18 protein-coding genes are annotated in these 18,680 nt (G+C 66.8%); 10 read left to right on the top strand and 8 right to left on the bottom strand.

What is annotated here, in order from left to right:
• Position 1 precedes the first annotated feature (1 nt).
• The 3 genes from NMQ16_RS16940 to NMQ16_RS16930 all read left to right on the top strand — a co-directional run bounded on the left by NMQ16_RS16940 (position 2) and on the right by NMQ16_RS16930 (position 2,808).
• Positions 2-1,069, top strand: a complete 1,068-nt coding sequence (locus tag NMQ16_RS16940; RefSeq protein WP_257082119.1) for a YjgN family protein — start codon at positions 2-4, stop codon at positions 1,067-1,069.
• Complete coding sequence (locus NMQ16_RS16935; RefSeq protein ID WP_257082118.1) at positions 1,050-2,099, top strand: M48 family metallopeptidase; 1,050 nt, start codon at positions 1,050-1,052, stop codon at positions 2,097-2,099. The genes NMQ16_RS16940 and NMQ16_RS16935 overlap by 20 nt, the downstream gene beginning before the upstream one ends.
• A gap of 76 nt (positions 2,100-2,175) precedes the next feature.
• Positions 2,176-2,808 (top strand): OmpW family protein, encoded by a 633-nt coding sequence (locus NMQ16_RS16930; RefSeq protein ID WP_069039631.1) that lies wholly within the window; start codon positions 2,176-2,178, stop codon positions 2,806-2,808.
• Between the two features lie 646 nt (positions 2,809-3,454).
• Here the strand turns inward: NMQ16_RS16930 and hemF are convergent.
• The 7 genes from hemF to NMQ16_RS16895 all read right to left on the bottom strand — a co-directional run bounded on the left by hemF (position 3,455) and on the right by NMQ16_RS16895 (position 11,292).
• Positions 3,455-4,378 carry an oxygen-dependent coproporphyrinogen oxidase gene (gene hemF / locus NMQ16_RS16925; protein ID WP_257082117.1) on the bottom strand — a complete coding sequence of 308 codons (924 nt, stop codon included), beginning with the start codon at positions 4,376-4,378 and terminating at the stop codon, positions 3,455-3,457.
• The gene (gene purD, locus NMQ16_RS16920; protein WP_257082116.1) at positions 4,375-5,637 is read right to left on the bottom strand and encodes a phosphoribosylamine--glycine ligase; all 1,263 of its coding nucleotides are present in this window, start codon (positions 5,635-5,637) and stop codon (positions 4,375-4,377) included. Before purD ends, hemF begins: the two co-directional genes overlap by 4 nt.
• Before the next feature lie 78 nt (positions 5,638-5,715).
• Complete coding sequence (gene purH, locus NMQ16_RS16915) at positions 5,716-7,305, bottom strand: bifunctional phosphoribosylaminoimidazolecarboxamide formyltransferase/IMP cyclohydrolase (RefSeq protein ID WP_257082115.1); 1,590 nt, start codon at positions 7,303-7,305, stop codon at positions 5,716-5,718.
• 59 nt (positions 7,306-7,364) lie between these two features.
• Positions 7,365-7,601, bottom strand: a complete 237-nt coding sequence (locus NMQ16_RS16910) for a helix-turn-helix domain-containing protein (RefSeq protein WP_257082114.1) — start codon at positions 7,599-7,601, stop codon at positions 7,365-7,367.
• A gap of 49 nt (positions 7,602-7,650) precedes the next feature.
• A complete protein-coding gene (gene dusB / locus NMQ16_RS16905) occupies positions 7,651-8,685 on the bottom strand; it encodes a tRNA dihydrouridine synthase DusB (RefSeq protein WP_257082169.1) in 1,035 nt (344 codons plus the stop codon).
• 109 nt (positions 8,686-8,794) lie between these two features.
• Positions 8,795-9,970 (bottom strand): FAD-dependent monooxygenase, encoded by a 1,176-nt coding sequence (locus NMQ16_RS16900; RefSeq protein ID WP_257082113.1) that lies wholly within the window; start codon positions 9,968-9,970, stop codon positions 8,795-8,797.
• Positions 9,967-11,292 carry an aminopeptidase P N-terminal domain-containing protein gene (locus NMQ16_RS16895; protein ID WP_257082112.1) on the bottom strand — a complete coding sequence of 442 codons (1,326 nt, stop codon included), beginning with the start codon at positions 11,290-11,292 and terminating at the stop codon, positions 9,967-9,969. Before NMQ16_RS16895 ends, NMQ16_RS16900 begins: the two co-directional genes overlap by 4 nt.
• Before the next feature lie 230 nt (positions 11,293-11,522).
• On the opposite strand from NMQ16_RS16895, the gene NMQ16_RS16890 reads away from it, so the two are divergent.
• From NMQ16_RS16890 to NMQ16_RS16860, 7 genes are all read left to right on the top strand, one after another.
• The gene (locus NMQ16_RS16890; RefSeq protein ID WP_257082110.1) at positions 11,523-12,149 is read left to right on the top strand and encodes a thermostable hemolysin; all 627 of its coding nucleotides are present in this window, start codon (positions 11,523-11,525) and stop codon (positions 12,147-12,149) included.
• Positions 12,146-13,621: an AMP-binding protein gene (locus NMQ16_RS16885; RefSeq protein ID WP_257082109.1), complete on the top strand. Its 1,476-nt coding sequence runs from the start codon at positions 12,146-12,148 to the stop codon at positions 13,619-13,621. The genes NMQ16_RS16890 and NMQ16_RS16885 overlap by 4 nt, the downstream gene beginning before the upstream one ends.
• On the top strand, positions 13,608-14,276 hold the full coding sequence (locus NMQ16_RS16880) for a TenA family transcriptional regulator (RefSeq protein WP_257082108.1): 669 nt from the start codon (positions 13,608-13,610) through the stop codon (positions 14,274-14,276). Before NMQ16_RS16885 ends, NMQ16_RS16880 begins: the two co-directional genes overlap by 14 nt.
• Positions 14,273-15,091: an SDR family oxidoreductase gene (locus NMQ16_RS16875; protein ID WP_257082107.1), complete on the top strand. Its 819-nt coding sequence runs from the start codon at positions 14,273-14,275 to the stop codon at positions 15,089-15,091. The genes NMQ16_RS16880 and NMQ16_RS16875 overlap by 4 nt, the downstream gene beginning before the upstream one ends.
• A 4-nt stretch (positions 15,092-15,095) precedes the next feature.
• Positions 15,096-15,740, top strand: a complete 645-nt coding sequence (locus tag NMQ16_RS16870; protein WP_257082106.1) for a tetratricopeptide repeat protein — start codon at positions 15,096-15,098, stop codon at positions 15,738-15,740.
• Positions 15,741-15,818: 78 nt separating this feature from the next.
• Entirely contained in the window at positions 15,819-16,502 is a 684-nt protein-coding gene (locus tag NMQ16_RS16865) for a response regulator transcription factor (protein WP_257082105.1), read from the top strand.
• Between the two features lie 19 nt (positions 16,503-16,521).
• On the top strand, positions 16,522-17,991 hold the full coding sequence (locus tag NMQ16_RS16860; protein ID WP_257082103.1) for a sensor histidine kinase: 1,470 nt from the start codon (positions 16,522-16,524) through the stop codon (positions 17,989-17,991).
• On the opposite strand, the gene murU is transcribed toward NMQ16_RS16860, so the two are convergent.
• Complete coding sequence (gene murU / locus NMQ16_RS16855) at positions 17,978-18,673, bottom strand: N-acetylmuramate alpha-1-phosphate uridylyltransferase MurU (RefSeq protein WP_257082101.1); 696 nt, start codon at positions 18,671-18,673, stop codon at positions 17,978-17,980. The two genes, NMQ16_RS16860 and murU, sit on opposite strands and share 14 nt — an antisense overlap.
• Positions 18,674-18,680: the final 7 nt, after the last annotated feature.

The following is an 18,680-nucleotide window of genomic DNA, read 5'->3' as shown; positions in this document are numbered from 1 at the left end:
CATGAACAACCCGTTTGAACACGGCCCGGCCGAAGCGGCCGGCGGCAACCCCTTCGCAGCCGGCTCGCCGGCGCTGCAGCGCGAGCCGATCACGTTTTCCGGACGCGGTGGCGAGTACTTCGGCATCTGGATCGTCAATCTGGTGCTGACGCTGCTCACGCTCGGCATCTATTCGGCCTGGGCCAAGGTCAGGCGGCTGCAGTATTTCTACCGCCACACGACGCTCGGCGACGCGGCCTTCGATTATCACGGCGATCCGCGCGCCATCCTCAAGGGCCGCGTCATCGGCTTCATGCTGCTGCTGGCCTACAACGTGTCGTTCCAGTTTTCCATCATCGCCGGCATCGCGGTGGCCGTTGCGCTGGCGGCCGTCATGCCGGCGCTGCTGATGCGCTCGCTGCGCTTCCGGGCGCATTACTCGAGCTGGCGCGGCCTTCGCTTCGGTTTCGACGGTGATAGCGGTGGCGCCTATTCGGTGTTCCTGAAGTGGCCCATCTTCAGCGTGCTGACGCTGTATCTGCTGGGACCGATGTGGCACCAGCGCATGAAGGCCTACCAGTTCAATCACGCGCGCTTCGGCAGCGCACGTTTCGCCATCGATGCGCCGGTGGGCGCCTACTACCGCATCTATGGCGCGGCGATCGCGGTGGTACTCCTTGGCATGGCGGCCATCGGTGTGCTGCTCGGATCGCTGGCGGACGGCAATCCGGCGGTGTTCGCGCTGGCGCCGCTGCTGTTCATCCTGCTGCTGCTGTTCGTCCAGCCCTATCTGTCGGCACGTCTGCAGAACCTGGTCTGGAACCACATGCAGCTCGACGGTCACCGCTTCGAGTCGACGGTCAGTGCGCGCCGGCTGTACGTGATCATGCTGACCAACCTGATCGGCGTGGTGTTTACGCTGGGCCTGTTCATGCCGTTCGCGGCCATCCGGCTGGCGCGCTACCGGCTGCAGAGCGTCACGATGCGGTGCGCCGGTCCGCTCGATGATTTCATTGCCGGCCAGACGCAGGATGCCGCGGCTACCGGCGAGGAAGCTGCGGACCTGTTCGATGTCGACATCGCCCTCTGATCCGGCTGCCGGCGTCGCCGGGCTGTACTTCGACGGTCGCAGCGCGCGGGCGCACATTGTCACGCTGGGCGTGACCGATGGCGTGCTGCATGTCCAGGGCGACCAGGTGTCGCGCAGCGAGCCGCTGCCTGCACTGCGCGTGTCCGAGCCGATGGGCGATGCCGCGCGCCTGATCAGCTTTGCCGACGGCGCCCACCTTGAAGTGCGCGACCATGCCGCATTGGCGCGACTGCTCGATGCCACCGGCCATCGTGATGCGGCCGTCGTGCGCTGGGCGTTCCAGCCGCGGATGGTGGTGATCATGCTGTCGGCGTTGCTGCTGTCGGTCTGGCTCATCATGCAGTACGGACTGCCCTGGGCCGCCCGTGTCAGCGCGCCGCTGGTGCCCGACAGTGCGATGACCGCGCTGTCGGAACGCACGCTCGAATGGCTGGACCAGTCGCTGACCCGTCCGACGACCTTGCCATCGGCGCGCCAGCAGGCGTTGCGCGAGGCGCTGTCGTCGGTGGCGTCGATAGAAGGTCAGCCCATTGCGCACACGCTGCTGTTCCGCAGTGGGGGTCAATTGGGCGCGAATGCCTTTGCGCTGCCCGACGGAACGCTCATCGTCACCGACGAACTGGTTGCGCTGGCCGGGGCTGACGCGCCCGTGCTGGCTGTGCTGACGCACGAACTGGGGCATGTGCATCAGCGCCACGGCGTGCGCATGCTGTTGCAGGGCTCGGCGACCGCACTGTTCATGGCCTGGTATCTGGGTGACATCAGCAGTCTGCTGGCCACCGCTCCTACGGCGCTGGTACAGGCGGGCTATTCGCGCGACATGGAACGCGAGGCCGACGACTTTGCCATGAAGCTGCTGCGTGCCCGGGGACAGTCCCCCGAACTGCTGGCCGGCATGCTCGAGAAGCTGGCCGCCGCGCATGGCGAGGGCCAGGCGAGCCGTTCCGGGCCGATGGGCTGGTTGTCCAGCCATCCGAATACGGCCGAACGCATCGCGCGGCTGCGCAGCGAGGACTTCATCATCCATTGACCCTGATCAATGTGGGGTTTCTTGCTTCGCGGATACTGCATTCAACACATGCAGTTTCAATTCCCCGGAGCAGAAAATGAAGGCAATCAAGTGGATGGGCGTGGCAGCACTGGCAGCAGTGGCGGGTGTCGCACAGGCGGCTGAAGAGGGCGACTGGATGGTGCGCGTGCGTGCGCTGCACATGAACGTCGACAACGGCAATTCCGGCGGTCTCGGCCTGCCGATCGACGTCGAAGCGGAAAACAAGACCTTTCCGGAAGTCGACATCACTTACTTCTTCACGCCGAACATCGCGGCCGAACTGATTCTGACATATCCGCAGAAGCACGACGTCGAACTCGGCGGCACCGGCATCGGTTCGGTCAAGCACCTGCCGCCGACGCTGACGCTGCAGTATCACTTCAACCCGACCGGAACCATCCGTCCCTACGTCGGCCTGGGTGCGAACTACACGCGTTTTTCCAGCGTCGATCTGGATGCAGGCACGGTACTCGGCGGCAGCGTGCCGCTGCGCATCGACCGCAGCAGCTTCGGCTTCGCTGCACAGATCGGCGTGGATTACCAGATCGCGCCGAAGTGGTTCCTGAATCTCGACGTGAAGTACGTGACCATCGATACCGACATCTTCGTCAAGGGTGCCGGTACCAAGGTAACCAAGCTGGACATCGATCCCATCCTGATCGGCGTCGGTGTCGGTTATCGGTTCTGAGTAGCAGTGCCTGACTGACTGCCCGGCGCCACAAGTGCCGGGCGGGGCGGATGGGTGCAGGGTCTGTCGACCATGCGTCGTGGCTCACGGTGCATGGTCGACAGACCCTGAATAGTTCTTCCTGTGGTCCCGGTTCGGGCGCCTTGCGAGGTGCCCGTTTTTTTGCGTGTTGAACGCGAAGGACCGAGGAGGGGAAGAGCGGTGAGGCAGATCTGCGGGAAGCGGTGAAGGCCGCGAACGGGCGCATGGCCCGCTTCCACAGCGATCGCGCCGCGCATCCGCCGGCATGGGCTGCGGTTTTCATTGCGGCGGGTGTTGGGCATCGCTGCGCTCACCCCAACCTACGAATTGCGGCAAGTAGGTTGGGGTGAGCGCAGCGATGCCCAACACCGGGCAGGAAGCGGCGCGTCGCGAAACCCTCGCTACATCCACGGGCCGCTTTGCACAGTGGCCCGGTTCCGCGGGCGCGAAGCAGTGCTTGCCGAATTTGCTTGTAAAACGGAGGCTGGCTTTGCACAGCCAGCCTGTTCGGCAGGCGCAGCGCATGCGCTGCGAAACCCCTGCCTCACCCCCCGCTACATCCACGGGCCGCTTTGCACAGCGGCCCGGTTCCGCGGGCGCGAAGCAGTGCTTCGCGAAACCCCCGCTACACCCATTCCCTGGGGGGCAGGAAGTCGGTGTAGAGCTTTGCTTCCGGCGAGCCCGGTTCCGGGTGCCAGTCGTAGCGCCACTTCACGATCGGCGGCATTGACATCAGGATGGATTCGGTGCGCCCGCCCGACTGCAGGCCGAACAGCGTGCCGCGGTCGAATACGAGGTTGAATTCGACATAACGGCCGCGCCGGTAGGCCTGGAAGTCGCGTTCGCGTTCGCCGTACGGCACATCGCTGCGGCGCTCGACGATGGGCAGATAGGCAGCCAGGAAGGCGTCGCCGACCGCCTGCGTCACACCCCAGCCGTGGTCGAAGCTGACTTCGCCATCGGCACCGAGGTCATCGAAGAACACGCCGCCGATGCCGCGCGCCTCCTTGCGGTGCTTCAGAAGGAAGTACTCGTCGCACCACTGCTTGTAGCGCGCATGGGTGTCGGCGCCGAACGGGGCCAGCGCGTCGCGGCAGGTGCGGTGGAAGTGCGTGGCGTCTTCCTCGAAACCGTAGTAGGGCGTGAGGTCCATGCCGCCGCCGAACCACGACACCGCATCGCCGGACGGCGGCTGCGCAGTGAAGAAGCGCACGTTCAGGTGCACTGTCGGGATGTAGGGGTTGCGCGGGTGCAGCACCAGCGACACACCCATCGCCTCGAACGAGGCGCCAGCCAGTTCCGGCCGGTTGGCCGAGGCCGACGGCGGCAGATTGGGCCCGCGCACATGCGAAAAATTGCAGCCGCCGCGCTCGAATACATTGCCCTCTTCGACCAGCCGCGTACGCCCGTCACCCTGCAGGCGCTCTTCCGGGCCTCGCACCCAGCCGTCGGTGATGAAGGGCTTGCCGTCCGCCGCCTGCAGGCCGTCGATGATGCGGTCCTGCAGACCGAGCAGCCAGCTGCGTACCATCTCTGCGCGCGCGCTCATCGCCGTGCCGCCCGGTAGCCGATGTCGCGGCGGAACTGCATGCCGGCGAACTGCACCTTGTCGCACAGCAGGTAGGCGGCACGCTGCGCCTGCTTCACCGTGTCACCCAGCGTGGTCACGCACAGCACACGCCCGCCGGCGGTGACGACCTGACCGTCCTGCGCCGCCGTACCCGCGTGAAAGACATGGCTTTCCGCCGTGTCGGGCGGCAAGCCGCCGATGGCGTCACCCTTGCGCGGAGCATCCGGGTAGCCGGCCGAGGCCATGACCACGCCAAGGGCGACGCGGCGGTCCCAGTCGGTGTGCGCTTCGGACAGGCGATTTTCCAGCGCCGCTTCCATCAGATCGACCAGATCAGTCTTCAGCCGCATCATGATGGGCTGGGTTTCCGGGTCGCCCATGCGACAGTTGAATTCAAGCACCTTGACGTCTCCATCCGGTGAAATCATCAGGCCGGCATACAGGAAGCCGGTGAAAGGCAGTCCATCCAGCGCCATGCCGGTCAGCACCGGCTGGATCACCTCGCGCATCACGCGAGCGTGGATTTCCGGCGTGACCACCGGCGCCGGCGAATAGGCGCCCATGCCGCCGGTGTTCGGGCCGGCATCGCCGTCGAGCAGACGCTTGTGGTCCTGGCTGGTGGCCAGCGGCAGCGCGGTCACGCCATCGCACATGGCGATGAAGCTCGCTTCTTCGCCCTGCAGGAACTCCTCGATGACGACGCGCGACCGGCCACTTTCGTTGTCGGCAAGCATCATGCCGATGGCGCCGTGCGCCTCGGTCAGCGTCATGGCCACCACCACGCCCTTGCCTGCGGCAAGTCCGTCGGCCTTGATGACGATGGGTGCGCCCATTGCATCGACATAGGCGTGCGCGGCAGTTGCATCGGTGAAGGTTTCGTAGCGGGCCGTGGGAATGCTGGCGCGGACCATGAACTGCTTGGCGAAGTCCTTCGAGCTCTCAAGCTGGGCGGCCTTGCGGGTCGGACCGAATATCTTCAGGCCGCGCACCCGGAAACAATCGACCACGCCGGCGGCCAGCGCCGCTTCCGGGCCGACCACGGTGAAGGCGATGTTTTCACCTTCGACGAAGTTGATCAGTTCGGTGAAATCGGTGATCGGCAGATTTTCCAGACCGGGTTCGAGCGCCGTGCCGGCGTTGCCGGGCGCGACATAGACCTTCTGAACACGCGGACTTTGCGACAGCTTCCAGGCTATCGCGTGTTCGCGTCCGCCTGAACCGATGACCAGCAGCTTCATGATGAATCCTTGAAAAACCGTTCATGCCGGCTGTCAGCCTTGCGGGCTTGTGGCCCGATCCGGCTGCCCTCCGGAAAATCAGTGCCTGAAATGTCGCGTGCCGGTGAATACCATGGCCAGGCCGTGTTCGTTCGCCGCGGTGATCACCTCTTCGTCGCGCATGCTGCCGCCGGGCTGGATGATGGCCCTCGCGCCGGCTTCGGCCAGTACGTCCACGCCGTCGCGGAACGGGAAGAAGGCGTCCGACGCCACCACCGAACCGGCGATCGTCAAGCCTGCGTTTTCTGCCTTGATGCGGGCGATGCGTGTCGAATCAACGCGGCTCATCTGTCCCGCGCCGACACCGACTGTCGCTCCGTCGCGGCAATACACGATGGCATTGGACTTCACGTACATCGCCACCCGCCATGCAAAGGTGAGATCAGCCATTTCCGCGCTGGTCGGCGCGCGCTGCGTGACCACCTTCAGCCGGCCTTCGAGCGACTCCGGTTCGTCTGCGGTCTGGATCAGCAGACCGGAACCGACGCGCTTCGTGTCATGCGAATTGCGACCGCGCGCCCAGGCGCTGGCGCCCTTCGGATCGACTCCATCGAGCGGAATCTCCAGCACGCGCACATTGGCCTTGGCCGCCAGCACCGCCAGCGCGGCCGGATCGAATGCGGGTGCCATCAGCACTTCGACGAACTGGCCGCTGACCGCTTCGGCTGTCGCCGCATCGACCGGACGGTTGAACGCGATGATGCCGCCGAAAGCCGAAGTCGGATCGGTGGCGAGTGCCTTGCGGTAGGCCTCCAGCGTGCTGGCGCCGAGTGCCACACCACAGGGGTTGGCATGCTTGACGATGACGCAGGCGCCGGTTTCAAAGCTCTTGACGCATTCCCATGCCGCATCGCTGTCGGCGATGTTGTTGTACGACAACTCCTTGCCCTGCAGCTGCTTCGCACTGACCAGCGAGCCGGGCGCCGGGTACAGGTCGCGGTAGAAAGCCGCGCGCTGGTGCGGATTTTCGCCGTAGCGCAGGTCCTGCACCTTGACGAAGCGGCCATTGGACTGCGCCGGAAACTCGGCGCGTGTGCCGTCGGCGTTCAGTGAAGACAGGTAGTCGCTGATCGCTGCGTCGTAATTCGAAATGCGATTGAACGCCGCTACCGACAGGGCGAACAGCGTGGCCTCGGACAGCGTGCTTGAGGTGCGCAGCTCTTCGAGCACGCAGGGGTACTGTCCGGCATCGGTCAGTACGCCGACACCGCGCCAGTTCTTGGCTGCCGAACGCACCATGGCCGGACCGCCGATGTCGATGTTCTCGATCGCGTCTTCGAGTGTGCAGCCGGGCTTGGCGACCGTCGCCTCGAACGGGTAGAGATTCACCACCAGCAGGTCGATGACCGGAATGTCATGTTCGGCAAGCGCCTGCATGTGTGCGTCGACCTCGCGTCGCGCCAGCAGGCCGCCGTGGATGCGCGGATGCAGCGTCTTGACGCGACCGTCGAGCATTTCCGGAAAGCCGGTGTGCGCGGCCACCTCGGTCACCTTCAGACCGGCTTTCGCCAGCAGCGCGGCCGTGCCGCCGGTGGACAGCAACTCGACGCCGAGCCCGTTCAGGGCGGTGGCGAATTCAACGATGCCAGTCTTGTCGGACACGCTGATCAATGCACGCTGTATCTTCATGCGCTTTTCCGGGAGGGGGTTGAGGGCGGTGCGGGATGGGGCGGAGAGGAATGGATGGGCTAGATCATGCCGTGATCGTTCAGCTTGCGCCGCAGGGTGTTGCGGTTCATGCCCAGCATGTCGGCGGCGCGCGTCTGGTTGCCTTCGGCTTCGCGCATCACCACTTCGAGCATGGGTCGCTCCATCTGTCTGAGCACCATGTCATAGATTCCGCTCGCGGCCTCGCCATCCAGATCCTGGAAGTAGCGTTCCAGCGAATGGCGGATGCACTCGGCAATATCACTCCGTCCGCTCATGGCGGCATCTCCCTGATGGTCCAGCCTGCTCCGTCGCCCTGTTGAGCGATCAGGCGGCCAGTTCCTGCGCGTGTTCGTCCAGTGCACCCGGCTCGTAGGCCAGACGATGGTTGTCGGCCGCCATGCGGCCGAAGAATTCGTCGATTGCCGCCAGTTGCCGGTCGGTGCCTTCGAGCTGGTTCATCGCGTGGCGGAAGGCGGCTGACCCGATGAGCCCCTTGGTGTACCAGGAGATGTGCTTGCGGGCGATGCGCACGCCCGACTCGATGCCATAGAAACCGTAGAGGTCTTCGATGTGCTCGCGGCACACGCGATGGATTTCCGACACTTCGGGCGGCGCCAGCAGCTCGCCGGTGGCCAGGAAGTGTTCGATCTCGCGGAAGATCCATGGCCGGCCCTGCGCGGCGCGGCCGACCATCACGCCGTCCGCGCCGCTGATGGAGAGCACGTCGCGCGCCTTCTGCGGCGTCGTGATGTCGCCATTGGCGATCACCGGAATGTTCACCGCAGCCTTGACCGCGCGGATGGTGTCGTACTCGGCCTGGCCGGTGTATTGGTCGGCACGCGTGCGGCCATGGATGGCCAGCGCGCGGATGCCGCACTGTTCGGCCACGCGCGCCAGCATCGGGGCGTTCCTGTTGTCGCGGTTCCAGCCGGTGCGCATCTTCAGCGTGACCGGGGTGTCCGGCACTGCCCGCACGACGGCTTCGAGAATGCGCTCGACCAGCGGCTCGTCCTGCATGAGCGCCGAGCCGGCCATCACGTTGCAGATCTTCTTGGCCGGACAGCCCATGTTGATGTCGATGATCTGGGCACCGCGATCGACGTTGTGGCGCGCGGCGTCACCCATCATCTTCGGGTCGGCGCCGGCGATCTGCACCGAAATCGGCGCCACTTCGCCGTCGTGGTTCGCGCGGCGCTGCGTCTTCGCACTGCCGTACAGCAGCGAATTCGACGTGACCATTTCGGACACGGCCAGCCCTGCGCCCAGCTTCTTGCACAGCTGGCGGAAAGGGCGGTCGGTCACGCCGGCCATGGGCGCGACGAACAGGTTGTTTCGCAGGTTGAAGCCAACGAAGTGCATGGGGTGCGGGGGCATTGCAGACGAACAGGGGCGCGATTCTAACCCGATGCGCGGCCGGGGCGAAGCGTGTCCGTCACGCAAATGCGGTCGAAATTTCTGTCGGCCGTGGCTACCAGCCGCGCGCGCCGAACATCATGCGCCGGCCGATGAACTGACGGGCCGGCGGACAGGCATCCAGCAGCGCCAGCGCGGCGCCCCGCGCATGGCCGGCGAGTGCGCCCAGCCCGGGATGCGTACTCCCGAAGCCGAAGATGCGCACCAGTCCGTCGGTGAACCGGCCGGTGGCTATCCGGTCGGCGCGGCGCAGCCGGGCGTACGCCTGCAGCGCCACGGCCGGATCGTCGGAATGCCTCGCCAGCGCAGGCAGCAGGCAGGCGGACAACTGGGCGACATCGCGCAGGCCGAGGTTGAGGCCCTGGCCGGCCACCGGGTGCAGTGTCTGCGCCGCATTGCCCAGCCAGACCTGACGTCCGCTGACGATGTCGCGGCGCATGCGCAGGGTCAATGGCCACGCGCTGCGTGGGCCGACGGCCGTAACCTCGACGCGTCCGCCCAGCGCATCGCTCACGCGCGCGGCGAAGGCGGCGTCGGATTCGGTGATCAGCGTCTGTGCGTCGCCACTGGCGCAGGTGTACACAAGGGCGTAATCACGCCCGCAGGGCAAGAGCGCCACCGGGCCCTGCGGCGTGAAGCGTTCATAGGCCACGTGGTCGTGCGGCCGGGTCGGCGTGACCAGCGCAATCACGGCGTGCTGGTCGTAGTCGCGCTGTTGCGACAGCGCCTCGTCGTCAGTGATGCGCCCTTCGCACCAGAGCAGTGCGTGCGCCATCAGGTCGCCCCCCGCCGTGCGTACATGCACCGTTTCGTCGCCTTCGTGCGCACCGAGCACCGCGCTGCCGTGCTGCACGGTCAGGCCGATCTGCCCGGCGCGTTCGCGCAGCGCGCGCACCAGCGTGCCCGCACGCGCCACATGGCCGAGCGCCTCGAGACGGAAGTCTTCGGCGCGCAGTTCGGTGCGGCCCAGGTGCCCGCGCTGCGATATATGGATGCGCCGGATCGGCGTCGTGTCGGCATCCGGCCAGGCTTGCAGGCCCCGCAGGATGTCGCGCGAGCCGGCCGACAGCGCGATCACACGTGTGTCATCGAGCGCGCGTCCGCCGGGCCCGGCGTCCAGCACCGTCACATCCAGCCCGGCTGCGCGCAGCGCGCAGCCGGCGGCCAGCCCGATCGGGCCGGCGCCGACGATGACCGCATCGCGCACGGATGCTGTCGCTGCGTCAGTCATCCACGCGCCTCGCGCATGACGGCTTCGACCTCGACGATCGTCTTCGGCGTGGCCGAGGTATAGATGTCGCAGCCGTCGGCAGTCACGACTACGTCATCTTCGATGCGGATGCCGATGTTCCAGAACGCTTCCGGTACGCCGTCGGCCGGGCGCACGTAGCAGCCGGGCTCCACGGTGAGCACCATGCCGGCTTCGAGTGCGCGCCAGTCCTGCTCGCCGGCGCCGGCGCTGCCCGGTCGGGGTCGGTACTCGCCGGCGTCATGCACGTCCATGCCCAGCCAGTGGCCCGTGCGGTGCATGTAGAAACGTTTGTAGGTGCCCTGTTCGATCACGCTATCGGCGCTGCCTGCGAGCATGTTCAGGTCGACGAAGCCCTGGGCAAGCACGCGCACGGCAGCGTCGTGATAGTCGATGAATCGTGCGCCCGGCCGCACCGCGGCAAACGCGGCGTCCTGGGCGGCCAGCACGAGCTGGTACAGGTCGCGCTGGGCCGCGCTGTAGCACCCATTCACCGGCCAGGCGCGGGTGACGTCTGACGCATAGCCGCCGAGCTCGCAGCCGGCGTCGATCAGCAGCAGATCGCCGTCGCGCAGGGGGGCGTTGTTCGACACGTAATGCAGCACGCAGGCGTTGGCGCCACCCGCCACGATCGAGCCATAGGCGGGGGCTTCCGAGCCGGAGCGACGGAATTCGTACAGCAATTCGGCCTCGATTTCGTACTCGAAGGCGCCCGGCCGCGTGGCCTGCATGGCGCGCCGGTGTGCGCGGGCGGAAATTTCGGCCGCGCGCCGCATGATGTCCAGTTCATGCGCGTCCTTGATCAGCCGCATGTCGTCCAGCGGCTGGCGGATGTCCAGCAGTTCCGAAGGGGCGAACTTGCCGGCGCGGCTCTGCGCGCGCACTGCATTGAGCGCCGCCATCATGCGGTTGTCCCACGCGGCGTCTTCGCCGATGACGTAGTGCAGGCGCGGCTGGTTGGCGATCAGCTCGGCCAGCTTCGCGTCGAGTTCGGCGTAGCAGTGCGCCTCGTCGAAGCCGAACTGCTCGCGTGCCGCGTCGGGTCCGTGACGCCAGCCGTCCCAGATTTCGCGTTCTTCGTTCTTTTCGCGGCAGAACAGGATGGAGCGGGGTGCATCGCCGGCGATCAGCACCAGAACCGCCTCCGGCTCGCTGAATCCGGTCAGGTAATAGAAGTAGCTGTCGTGGCGGTAGCCGTAGTGGGTGTCGCGGTTGCGCAGGTGTTCGGGGGCCGTGGCGATCACGGCGACGCCGCTGCCCATGCGTTCGATCAGGCGGGCGCGGCGTTCGGAATAGGGGTGCATGACGGGTTCCGGCATTCGATCAGGTAAGGAGTTTAATGCCAACAGACCTGGGACCCCGGAATGCGTTCCGCTTCCTCGTACGGCATCCGGTCCCGAAATGTCCTGTTTCATGTCGCGCCGGATTTGCTTAAGTCTCCATTAATGTTAGCCGGCAAACATGCCCTCCATCCCAATGGAGGCATGCGATGAACCAGGCCGCAACACTGAGTACCCTTGCAGGAAAGTCCGCTGTGCATTCCGCTGGTGTGCGTGCGTGCGTGCTGGGTCGCGGCATGGCGCCCGCGCTGTCCGACCCGGCGCTCGAAGTCGTCGGCCGCCTGCACCCGGAACGCGCCGCGCTCGAACGCTTCATCGCCGGCTGTTTTTTCCGCGGCTACGGCGCGGTGATCACGCACTTTGCCGACACGCTGCTGGGTGTGCGCAACAGCGATGGCCAATGGGCGGCCGGTCTGGGCTACAGCCTGCCGGGCGCACGTCCGGTGTTCATCGAACAGTATCTCGATGTACCGCTCGAAAGCGCGCTGGGCGGCGTGCTGGGCGAGCGGGTCGCCCGCGCTGCGGTGGCCGAAGTGGGCAATATGGCGTCGACGTCCGCCGGACTGGGGCGCCTGCTGATTGCACTCGCCACGCAGCACTTCTACGCGCAGGGCCTGGATTACGTGGTGTTCACGGCCACGCGCGCGCTGGCCAATTCATTCGTGCGCCTCGGTATTCCGATCTTTCCGGTGGCGGTGGCCGACCCGGCGCGGCTGCGCGACGGTGTCGGCAACTGGGGCAACTACTACCGCAACAGCCCGACCGTCATGGTCGGGCGCATTGCCAGCGGCCTGCACACCGTGGTCGAGGACGCCGCGTGAGCTTTGCGGCTGTCCTGATCGATGCGCACGGCGTCGTCGATGGCGCGACCTTCGCCGGCCAAGTCGATGCGCTGACCGAACAGCTTGCTGTGTGCCCGGGACGGGTCGTTGCGCTGCTGGCCGACAACGGCATCGACTGGCTGGTGGCCGATCGGGCGATCCGCGGGGCCGGCCGGATCGCCCTCCCGCTGCCAACGTTCTTCACCGATGCGCAGTGCCGGCACGCGCTTGATGCCGCCGGTGCGCCGGTGCTGCTGACGGATGACCCGTCACGCGCAGCGCGTCTCGGGTGGAGCGCCGACACAAAGTCGTCGCATGGTCTGTCGATGTGGACACGGCGCACTGAACCGGTGGTCGTCGTCCCGCCGATGACCACCAAGATCACCTTCACGTCGGGTACGACCGGCCAGCCCAAAGGGGTCTGCCTGACGGCGGCGCAACTGTCGGCGGTCACCGGTTCGCTGGTGCAGGTTGCACGCGAACTGGGCATCCGGCGCCACCTGTGCATGCTGCCGCTGGCCGTGCTGCTTGAAAATGTGGCGGGCGCCGATGTGGCCCTCGCGCTCGATGGCGAATGCGTCGTGCTGCCGCTGGCGGACGTCGGATTGCATGGTTCGAGCAGTTTCGACGTGCGGGCGGCACTGGCTGCGCTGCATCTCTGGCAGCCGGACAGCGTCATCCTGCTGCCGCAGATGCTGACCGCGCTGGTGGCCGCCGCCGAGGCTGGCGCAGCGGTACCGCGCAGCCTGAAGCTGGTCGCGGTCGGTGGCGCCCGGGTGTCGCCCGATCTGATCACGCGTGCGCGGGCGCTCGGTTTTCCGGCGTGCGAAGGATATGGCCTGTCCGAAGCGGGTTCGGTCGTGGCGCTTAACCGTCCGGACGATGCGCCCGGCGCGGTTGGCCGGGTGCTGCCCCACTTGCGTGCAGAAATCGCGGCGGATGGAGAAATCCTTCTGCACGGCAGCCGACTGGCCGGCTATCTGGGCGCCGCCGCACCGGCCGACGGACCGTTGCACACCGGCGACATCGGCTGCGTAGATGCGCGCGGCTGTCTGCACGTCACCGGCCGCATCAAGCATCAGATCATTACCGGCTTCGGTCGCAACGTGGCGCCCGAATGGCCGGAAGCAGAACTGCTGGCCGCACCTGCGGTGGCGCAGGCGGTCGTGTTCGGCGAAGGTCGGCCCGGGCTGTGCGCCGTCATCGTTGCGCGCGGCGAGGTGACCGACGAAGGGCTCGCCGCCGTGGTGCGCGCGGCCAACGACCGCCTGCCCGATTACGCCCGGATCATTCACTGGCTGCGTGCCGACGCGCCTTTCTCTGCGCTAAACCGGCAGGCAACCGACAACGGCCGCGTGCGCCGTGAACCGATCTTCCGAGCCTACGGCGATCGACTCGGTGCGATGTACGAAGCCCCTCCCGAAGCACACTTTCCCTTCACTGCGGAGACCTTTCCCGATGTCGTTTCATGAACGCCTGCAGCGCGAAACCGCTGCCGAACGCGCCCACCTTCTGAGCGCTCCCATCCTGCAGGACGCTGTGTCCGGTCGCGTGACGTTGCCGCAGTATCGTGCCTTCCTCGGTCAGGCCTTTCATCACGTCCGGCACACGGTGCCGCTGCTGATGGCCTGCGGCGCGCGCCTGCCGGCGCGGCACGAAGCGCTGCGGCACGCCATTGCCGAGTACATCGACGAGGAGATCGGCCACGAGGAATGGATACTCGACGACATCGCGGCCTGCGGCGGCCAGCGCGAAGCTGCCCGCAACGCCGAGCCCGGGGTCGAGGCCGAACTGATGGTGGCCTACGCACACGACTGGATTGCGCGCAAGAATCCGGTCGGATTCTTCGGCATGGTTCATGTGCTCGAAGGCACCAGCGTGTCGATTGCGACCACTGCGGCCGAGCGCATCGCGCGCAGCCTGCATCTGCCGCCGGCCGCCTTCAGCTACCTCAACTCGCACGGCTCGCTGGATCAGGAGCACGTGCGCTTCTTCGCCACCCTGATGGACGGCCTGGACGACGAGGATGACCGGCTGGCGGTCATCCATGTGGCACGTGTGATGTATCGGCTGTATGGCGACCTGTTCCGCTCGCTGACGCCGCAGCACGAAGCGGTTGCGGCATGAAGGCAGATCTTCGCGTGGTGCTGACCGGCGCGACCGGCGGCATCGGCGCAGCGATCGCCAAGGCGCTTGCCCCGCGCTGCGCGGCAGTGCTGCTGGTCGGCCGCGACGTGGTGAAACTGGCGGCGTTGCAGGCCGAGCTGACGTTCGCATTTCCGGCGCTGGACGCGCGCATCGTCCGCGCCGATCTGACCGCTGCATCGGGCCGGGGCGCCGTACTGGCCGCCGCCGAAGCACTGCCGGGCGGCGCAGACCTGCTGATCAACAACGCCGGGGTCGGCCAGCTTGCATGGTTCGAGGACCAGTCAGCGGAACAGATCGAACGCATCCTGCACACCAACGCGCTGGCGCCGATGCTGCTGGTACACGCGCTGCTGCCGCTGCTGCACCGGCAGAAGAAGGCGCGCGTGGTGAACATCGGCTCCATCCTGGGCGACATCGGGCACCCGGGCAGCGTCGCCTACTGCGCGAGCAAGTTCGCGCTGCGCGGCTTCAGCGAAGCGCTGCGACGCGAACTGGCCGGCAGCCGCATCGAACTGCAGTACCTCGCTCCGCGTGCCACGCAGACCACATTGAACAGCCCGGCGCAGGTCGCGCTGAACCGCGAGCTCGGCGTCGCCAGCGATACACCTGAGACGGTCGCGCAGGCGCTGCTGGCGCTGCTCGACAACCGGCGGCCGGAAGCTCATCTCGGCTGGCCGGAACGCCTTTTCGTCCGGATCAACCGTATGCTGCCGTCGCTGGTCGATTCCAGCCTCGCAAAACAGCTGCCGGTCATTCGTCGTTACGCACAAACAGTCAGCAAGCAAGAGGAGTAAACACATGAAGATGTCGATCAAGACCTTTCTGTCGGTCACCGCCCTGTTCCTGATCACGCCGGCCTGGGCGGGTCTTGACGAGTCGATCACCCGACTGCAGTCGGAGTGGGAACAGATCAAGTACAAACAGCCGGCCGACAAGCAGGAAAAGGCCTACGAGGCGCTGACCAAGGATGCTGCCGCCGTGCGCGCGGAACACCCGGACCGCTCCGAAGCCGACATCTGGTACGCGATTGCACTGGCCAGCCAGGCCGGTGCAAAGGGCGGGCTCGGCGCACTGTCGCTGGCCAAGGAAGCGCGCACCGTGCTGGAGCAGTCGCTGGCGCGCAATCCGGAGGCGCTGAATGGCTCGGCTTACGTGACACTGTCGTCGCTGTACTGCCAGGTACCCGGCTGGCCGATCGGCTTCGGCGACAAGGACAAGGCGCGCGAACTGCTGGACAAGGCGCTCGCGCTCAACCCGAATGGCATCGATCCGCATTATTTCATGGGCGATTGCCTCTACCGGGCCGGCGAATACGAAAAGGCGCGGGCATCGCTGGAAACGGCACTCAAGGCGCCGGCACGCCCGAACCGCCCGCTGGCTGACGAAGGGCGCCGCAAGGAGATCGAGGTCCTGATGGTCAAGGTGAAAGAGAAGCTCAAGTAGCCCCCTGATACCGCACGACCGGCCGCAACGCGTTTTGGAGCGACAATGACGCATTTCCGATATGGCGCGATCCGACCGATGAGGGTTCTGCTGGTTGAAGACGACGAGCTGCTCGGCAGCGGCATCTGCGACGCGCTGGAGCGCACGCGCTACACCGTCGAGTGGGTACGCGATGGTGCGCAGGCGCTCGAGGCGCTGCGCGGCTCGGGCGTCGACCTTGCCGTGCTCGATCTCGGCCTGCCCCGGATGGATGGCATGGAGGTGCTGCGCCGTGCGCGCGAGGCCGGCGTGACCACGCCGGTGCTGGTGCTGAGCGCGCGCGACACCACACTGCAGCGGATCGGCGGCCTGGACGCCGGCGCCGATGACTATCTGACCAAACCGTTCGATCTGGACGAACTGATGGCGCGCATCCGCGTGCTGGAGCGGCGTACCCGCGGAGCGGTTGTCAACGTGATCCGTCACGGCAGCATCGAGGTCGACACCTCGGCGATGACGGTCAGCGTGGACGGCCGCAACGTCGAACTGCAGCGGCGCGAATACATGGTGCTGCGCAAGCTGCTGGAAAACATCGGCCACGTGCTGAGCCGGCAGCAGCTGGTGGACAACATCTACGGCTGGGACAGTGAGCTGGAAAGCAATGCCCTCGATGTACACATCCACAATCTGCGGCGCAAGCTGCACCCCGGCCTGATCCGCACGGTGCGCGGCGTCGGCTATGTGATCGATCCGCTGCCGGCGGCTGCCTGGTCCGACCGCTGACGTGGCGCAGCCGGGACGCGTGTCGATACGCCTGCTGCTGCTGGCCGGCAGCGCAATCATCCTGCTCGGCGTGCTGGGCAGCACCGTGTGGCTGGCCGTCGTGGCCGGCCGCGACGAGGCGGACGAACTGTTCGATGCCCGCCTGGCCACGTCGGCCCGCGTGCTCGACAGCCTGATGGCGCGCCAGATCGAGCACGCCACGCTCAATACGCCGCTGGTCATGGATCTGCCGGCGCCGATCCGCGCCGGGGCCCGGGCGCACGATCGGGCGCTCGATGCCGGTGCGAAGATGCCGTTCTCTTGGCGCCTGCAGGACTGGCTGTTCGGGCATCACGATGTCGAGTCCTCGCTCGGTCATGAGTATGAAACGCATATTGCGTACCAGATCTGGAGCGAAGAGGCGGATGAGGGCGCTGCCACGCTGCTTGCGCGGTCGTCGTCCGCACCGGCCGCTCCGTTCGCACCGCTGCGCAAGGGCTTCAGCGACCACACGCTGGAGGACGGCGTGTGGCGCGTATTCGTGCTGCACTCCGGCGACGTGTGGATACAGGTTGGCGAGCGTGCCGACGCGCGGGAAGAGCTGTCGGCCAAGCTGGGCTGGGCCACCGGTGCGCCGCTGCTGATCGGCCTGCTGATCGTGCTGCTGCTGACCGGTCTGTTGATCGGCTATGGTCTGGCGCCGCTGTCCGAGCTGGCCGAGCGCATTTCCGCCCGTCGGCCGCAGGACGACGAGCCGCTGTCGCTGACCCGGGTGCCGAGCGAGATCGAACCGGTGCTGAGCGCGCTGAACGGCCTGTTCGGGCGCGTGCGCAGCACGCTGGAACGTGAACGTCGCTTCATCGATTCTGCCGCACACGAATTGCGGACACCACTTGCTGCGCTGAAGATTCATGCCCAGAACGCGCGCCGCGCGGAAGACGCTGCTCAGCGCGACGCCTCGCTCGATCACCTGCTGGCCGGTGTGTCGCGATCGGTGCATCTGGCCGAACAGATGCTGGCGCACAGCCGCGCCGGCCGTCAGGCCGACTGCGTTCCGGTGTCGCTGCGCGACGTGACCCGCGATGCGGTGGCGCAGCGCCGGCCGGGCTGCGACGCCAGCGGACATCCGCTGGAACTCGATCTGTGCGACGCACCGTGCATGCTGCTGGCGGACGCCAACGGCCTGTCGAGCATGGTCGGCAACCTGATCGACAATGCCCAGCGCTATGCCCCGTCGGGCAGCACGATTCAAGTTGCGCTGGGCACCCGGAGCGGCGCAGCCGTTCTGTCGGTCAGCGACGCCGGTCCGGGCATTCCGGCCGAGCTGCGCGAACGGGTGTTCGAGCCCTACTACCGCATACCCGGTTCGGCCGGCAGCGGCAGCGGCCTCGGGCTGGCCATCGTGCGCGAAGTGGTCGAACGTCTCGGCGGCCAGATTGCGCTGCGCGATGGCGAAGGCGGCCACGGCATGCGCGTGGAACTGACGATTCCCCTGCTCAGCGAGCGCTGACCGCGCGCGCCCGCGCGTCGACCTCGGCCAGCCGCTGCGGTGTGCCGACATCGAACCAGTGCCCGGCGTGCCGCGCGCCGGTCACACGTCGCTCGCGCATCGCCGCACGCAGCAGCGGCGCCAGTTTCGCCGGCGCATCCGGGTCGAGCGCTCCAAACAGTGACGGGTGGTAGGCGGCGACGCCGGAAAACGTCAGCTTCGGTCCGCCCGTCTCGCCCACGAGTTCGTCGACCAGCGTGAAGTCCCCGTCCGGGTGATGCGGCGGATTCGGCACCAGCAGCAGATGGGCCAGCGTGCCGTCCGCCTGCAGCGTGCCGGCTGCGCGTTGCAGGGCCAGGACATCGACGTCGCACCAGATGTCGCCGTTGATCACGATGAACGGCTGTACCCCGAGCAACGGCCGCGCATGCGCTATGCCGCCGGCGGTTTCCAGCGCGCCCGGCGGCTCGGCCGACCAGCGGATCGATGCGCCGAGGGCCGCGCCGTCGCCCAGCGCCTCGACCAGCCTGTCGCCGAGGTGGGCATGGTTGATCACCAGATCCGTCACGCCGGCCGCCACCAGCCGTTCGATGTGCCACACGATCAGCGGTTTGCCGCCGACTTCCAGCAGTGGCTTGGGCAGGTGGTCGGTCAGCGGCCGCATGCGTTCGCCGCGTCCGGCGGCCAGGATCATGGCCTTCATCGCAGGC

This window comes from Methyloversatilis sp. XJ19-49, from assembly GCF_024580145.1.
In the GTDB taxonomy this organism is placed as follows: domain Bacteria; phylum Pseudomonadota; class Gammaproteobacteria; order Burkholderiales; family Rhodocyclaceae; genus Methyloversatilis.
Note: the sequence above shows the minus strand (reverse complement) of the source record. Positions and strands in the feature narration are given on the sequence as shown.

What these genes read in the sequence shown, in the direction of transcription:
- NMQ16_RS16880 (WP_257082108.1), top strand. Translation starts at nt 13,608, where the DNA reads ATGTCGTTTCATGAACGCCTGCAGCGCGAAACCGCTGCCGAACGCGCC.
- NMQ16_RS16865 (WP_257082105.1), top strand. Translation starts at nt 15,819, where the DNA reads ATGAGGGTTCTGCTGGTTGAAGACGACGAGCTGCTCGGCAGCGGCATC.
- NMQ16_RS16875 (WP_257082107.1), top strand. Translation starts at nt 14,273, where the DNA reads ATGAAGGCAGATCTTCGCGTGGTGCTGACCGGCGCGACCGGCGGCATC.
- NMQ16_RS16870 (WP_257082106.1), top strand. Translation starts at nt 15,096, where the DNA reads ATGAAGATGTCGATCAAGACCTTTCTGTCGGTCACCGCCCTGTTCCTG.
- purD (WP_257082116.1), bottom strand. Translation starts at nt 5,637, where the DNA reads ATGAAGCTGCTGGTCATCGGTTCAGGCGGACGCGAACACGCGATAGCC.
- NMQ16_RS16935 (WP_257082118.1), top strand. Translation starts at nt 1,050, where the DNA reads ATGTCGACATCGCCCTCTGATCCGGCTGCCGGCGTCGCCGGGCTGTAC.
- murU (WP_257082101.1), bottom strand. Translation starts at nt 18,673, where the DNA reads ATGAAGGCCATGATCCTGGCCGCCGGACGCGGCGAACGCATGCGGCCG.
- NMQ16_RS16895 (WP_257082112.1), bottom strand. Translation starts at nt 11,292, where the DNA reads ATGCACCCCTATTCCGAACGCCGCGCCCGCCTGATCGAACGCATGGGC.
- NMQ16_RS16940 (WP_257082119.1), top strand. Translation starts at nt 2, where the DNA reads ATGAACAACCCGTTTGAACACGGCCCGGCCGAAGCGGCCGGCGGCAAC.
- hemF (WP_257082117.1), bottom strand. Translation starts at nt 4,378, where the DNA reads ATGAGCGCGCGCGCAGAGATGGTACGCAGCTGGCTGCTCGGTCTGCAG.
- purH (WP_257082115.1), bottom strand. Translation starts at nt 7,305, where the DNA reads ATGAAGATACAGCGTGCATTGATCAGCGTGTCCGACAAGACTGGCATC.
- NMQ16_RS16930 (WP_069039631.1), top strand. Translation starts at nt 2,176, where the DNA reads ATGAAGGCAATCAAGTGGATGGGCGTGGCAGCACTGGCAGCAGTGGCG.
- NMQ16_RS16910 (WP_257082114.1), bottom strand. Translation starts at nt 7,601, where the DNA reads ATGAGCGGACGGAGTGATATTGCCGAGTGCATCCGCCATTCGCTGGAA.
- NMQ16_RS16900 (WP_257082113.1), bottom strand. Translation starts at nt 9,970, where the DNA reads ATGACTGACGCAGCGACAGCATCCGTGCGCGATGCGGTCATCGTCGGC.
- dusB (WP_257082169.1), bottom strand. Translation starts at nt 8,685, where the DNA reads ATGCACTTCGTTGGCTTCAACCTGCGAAACAACCTGTTCGTCGCGCCC.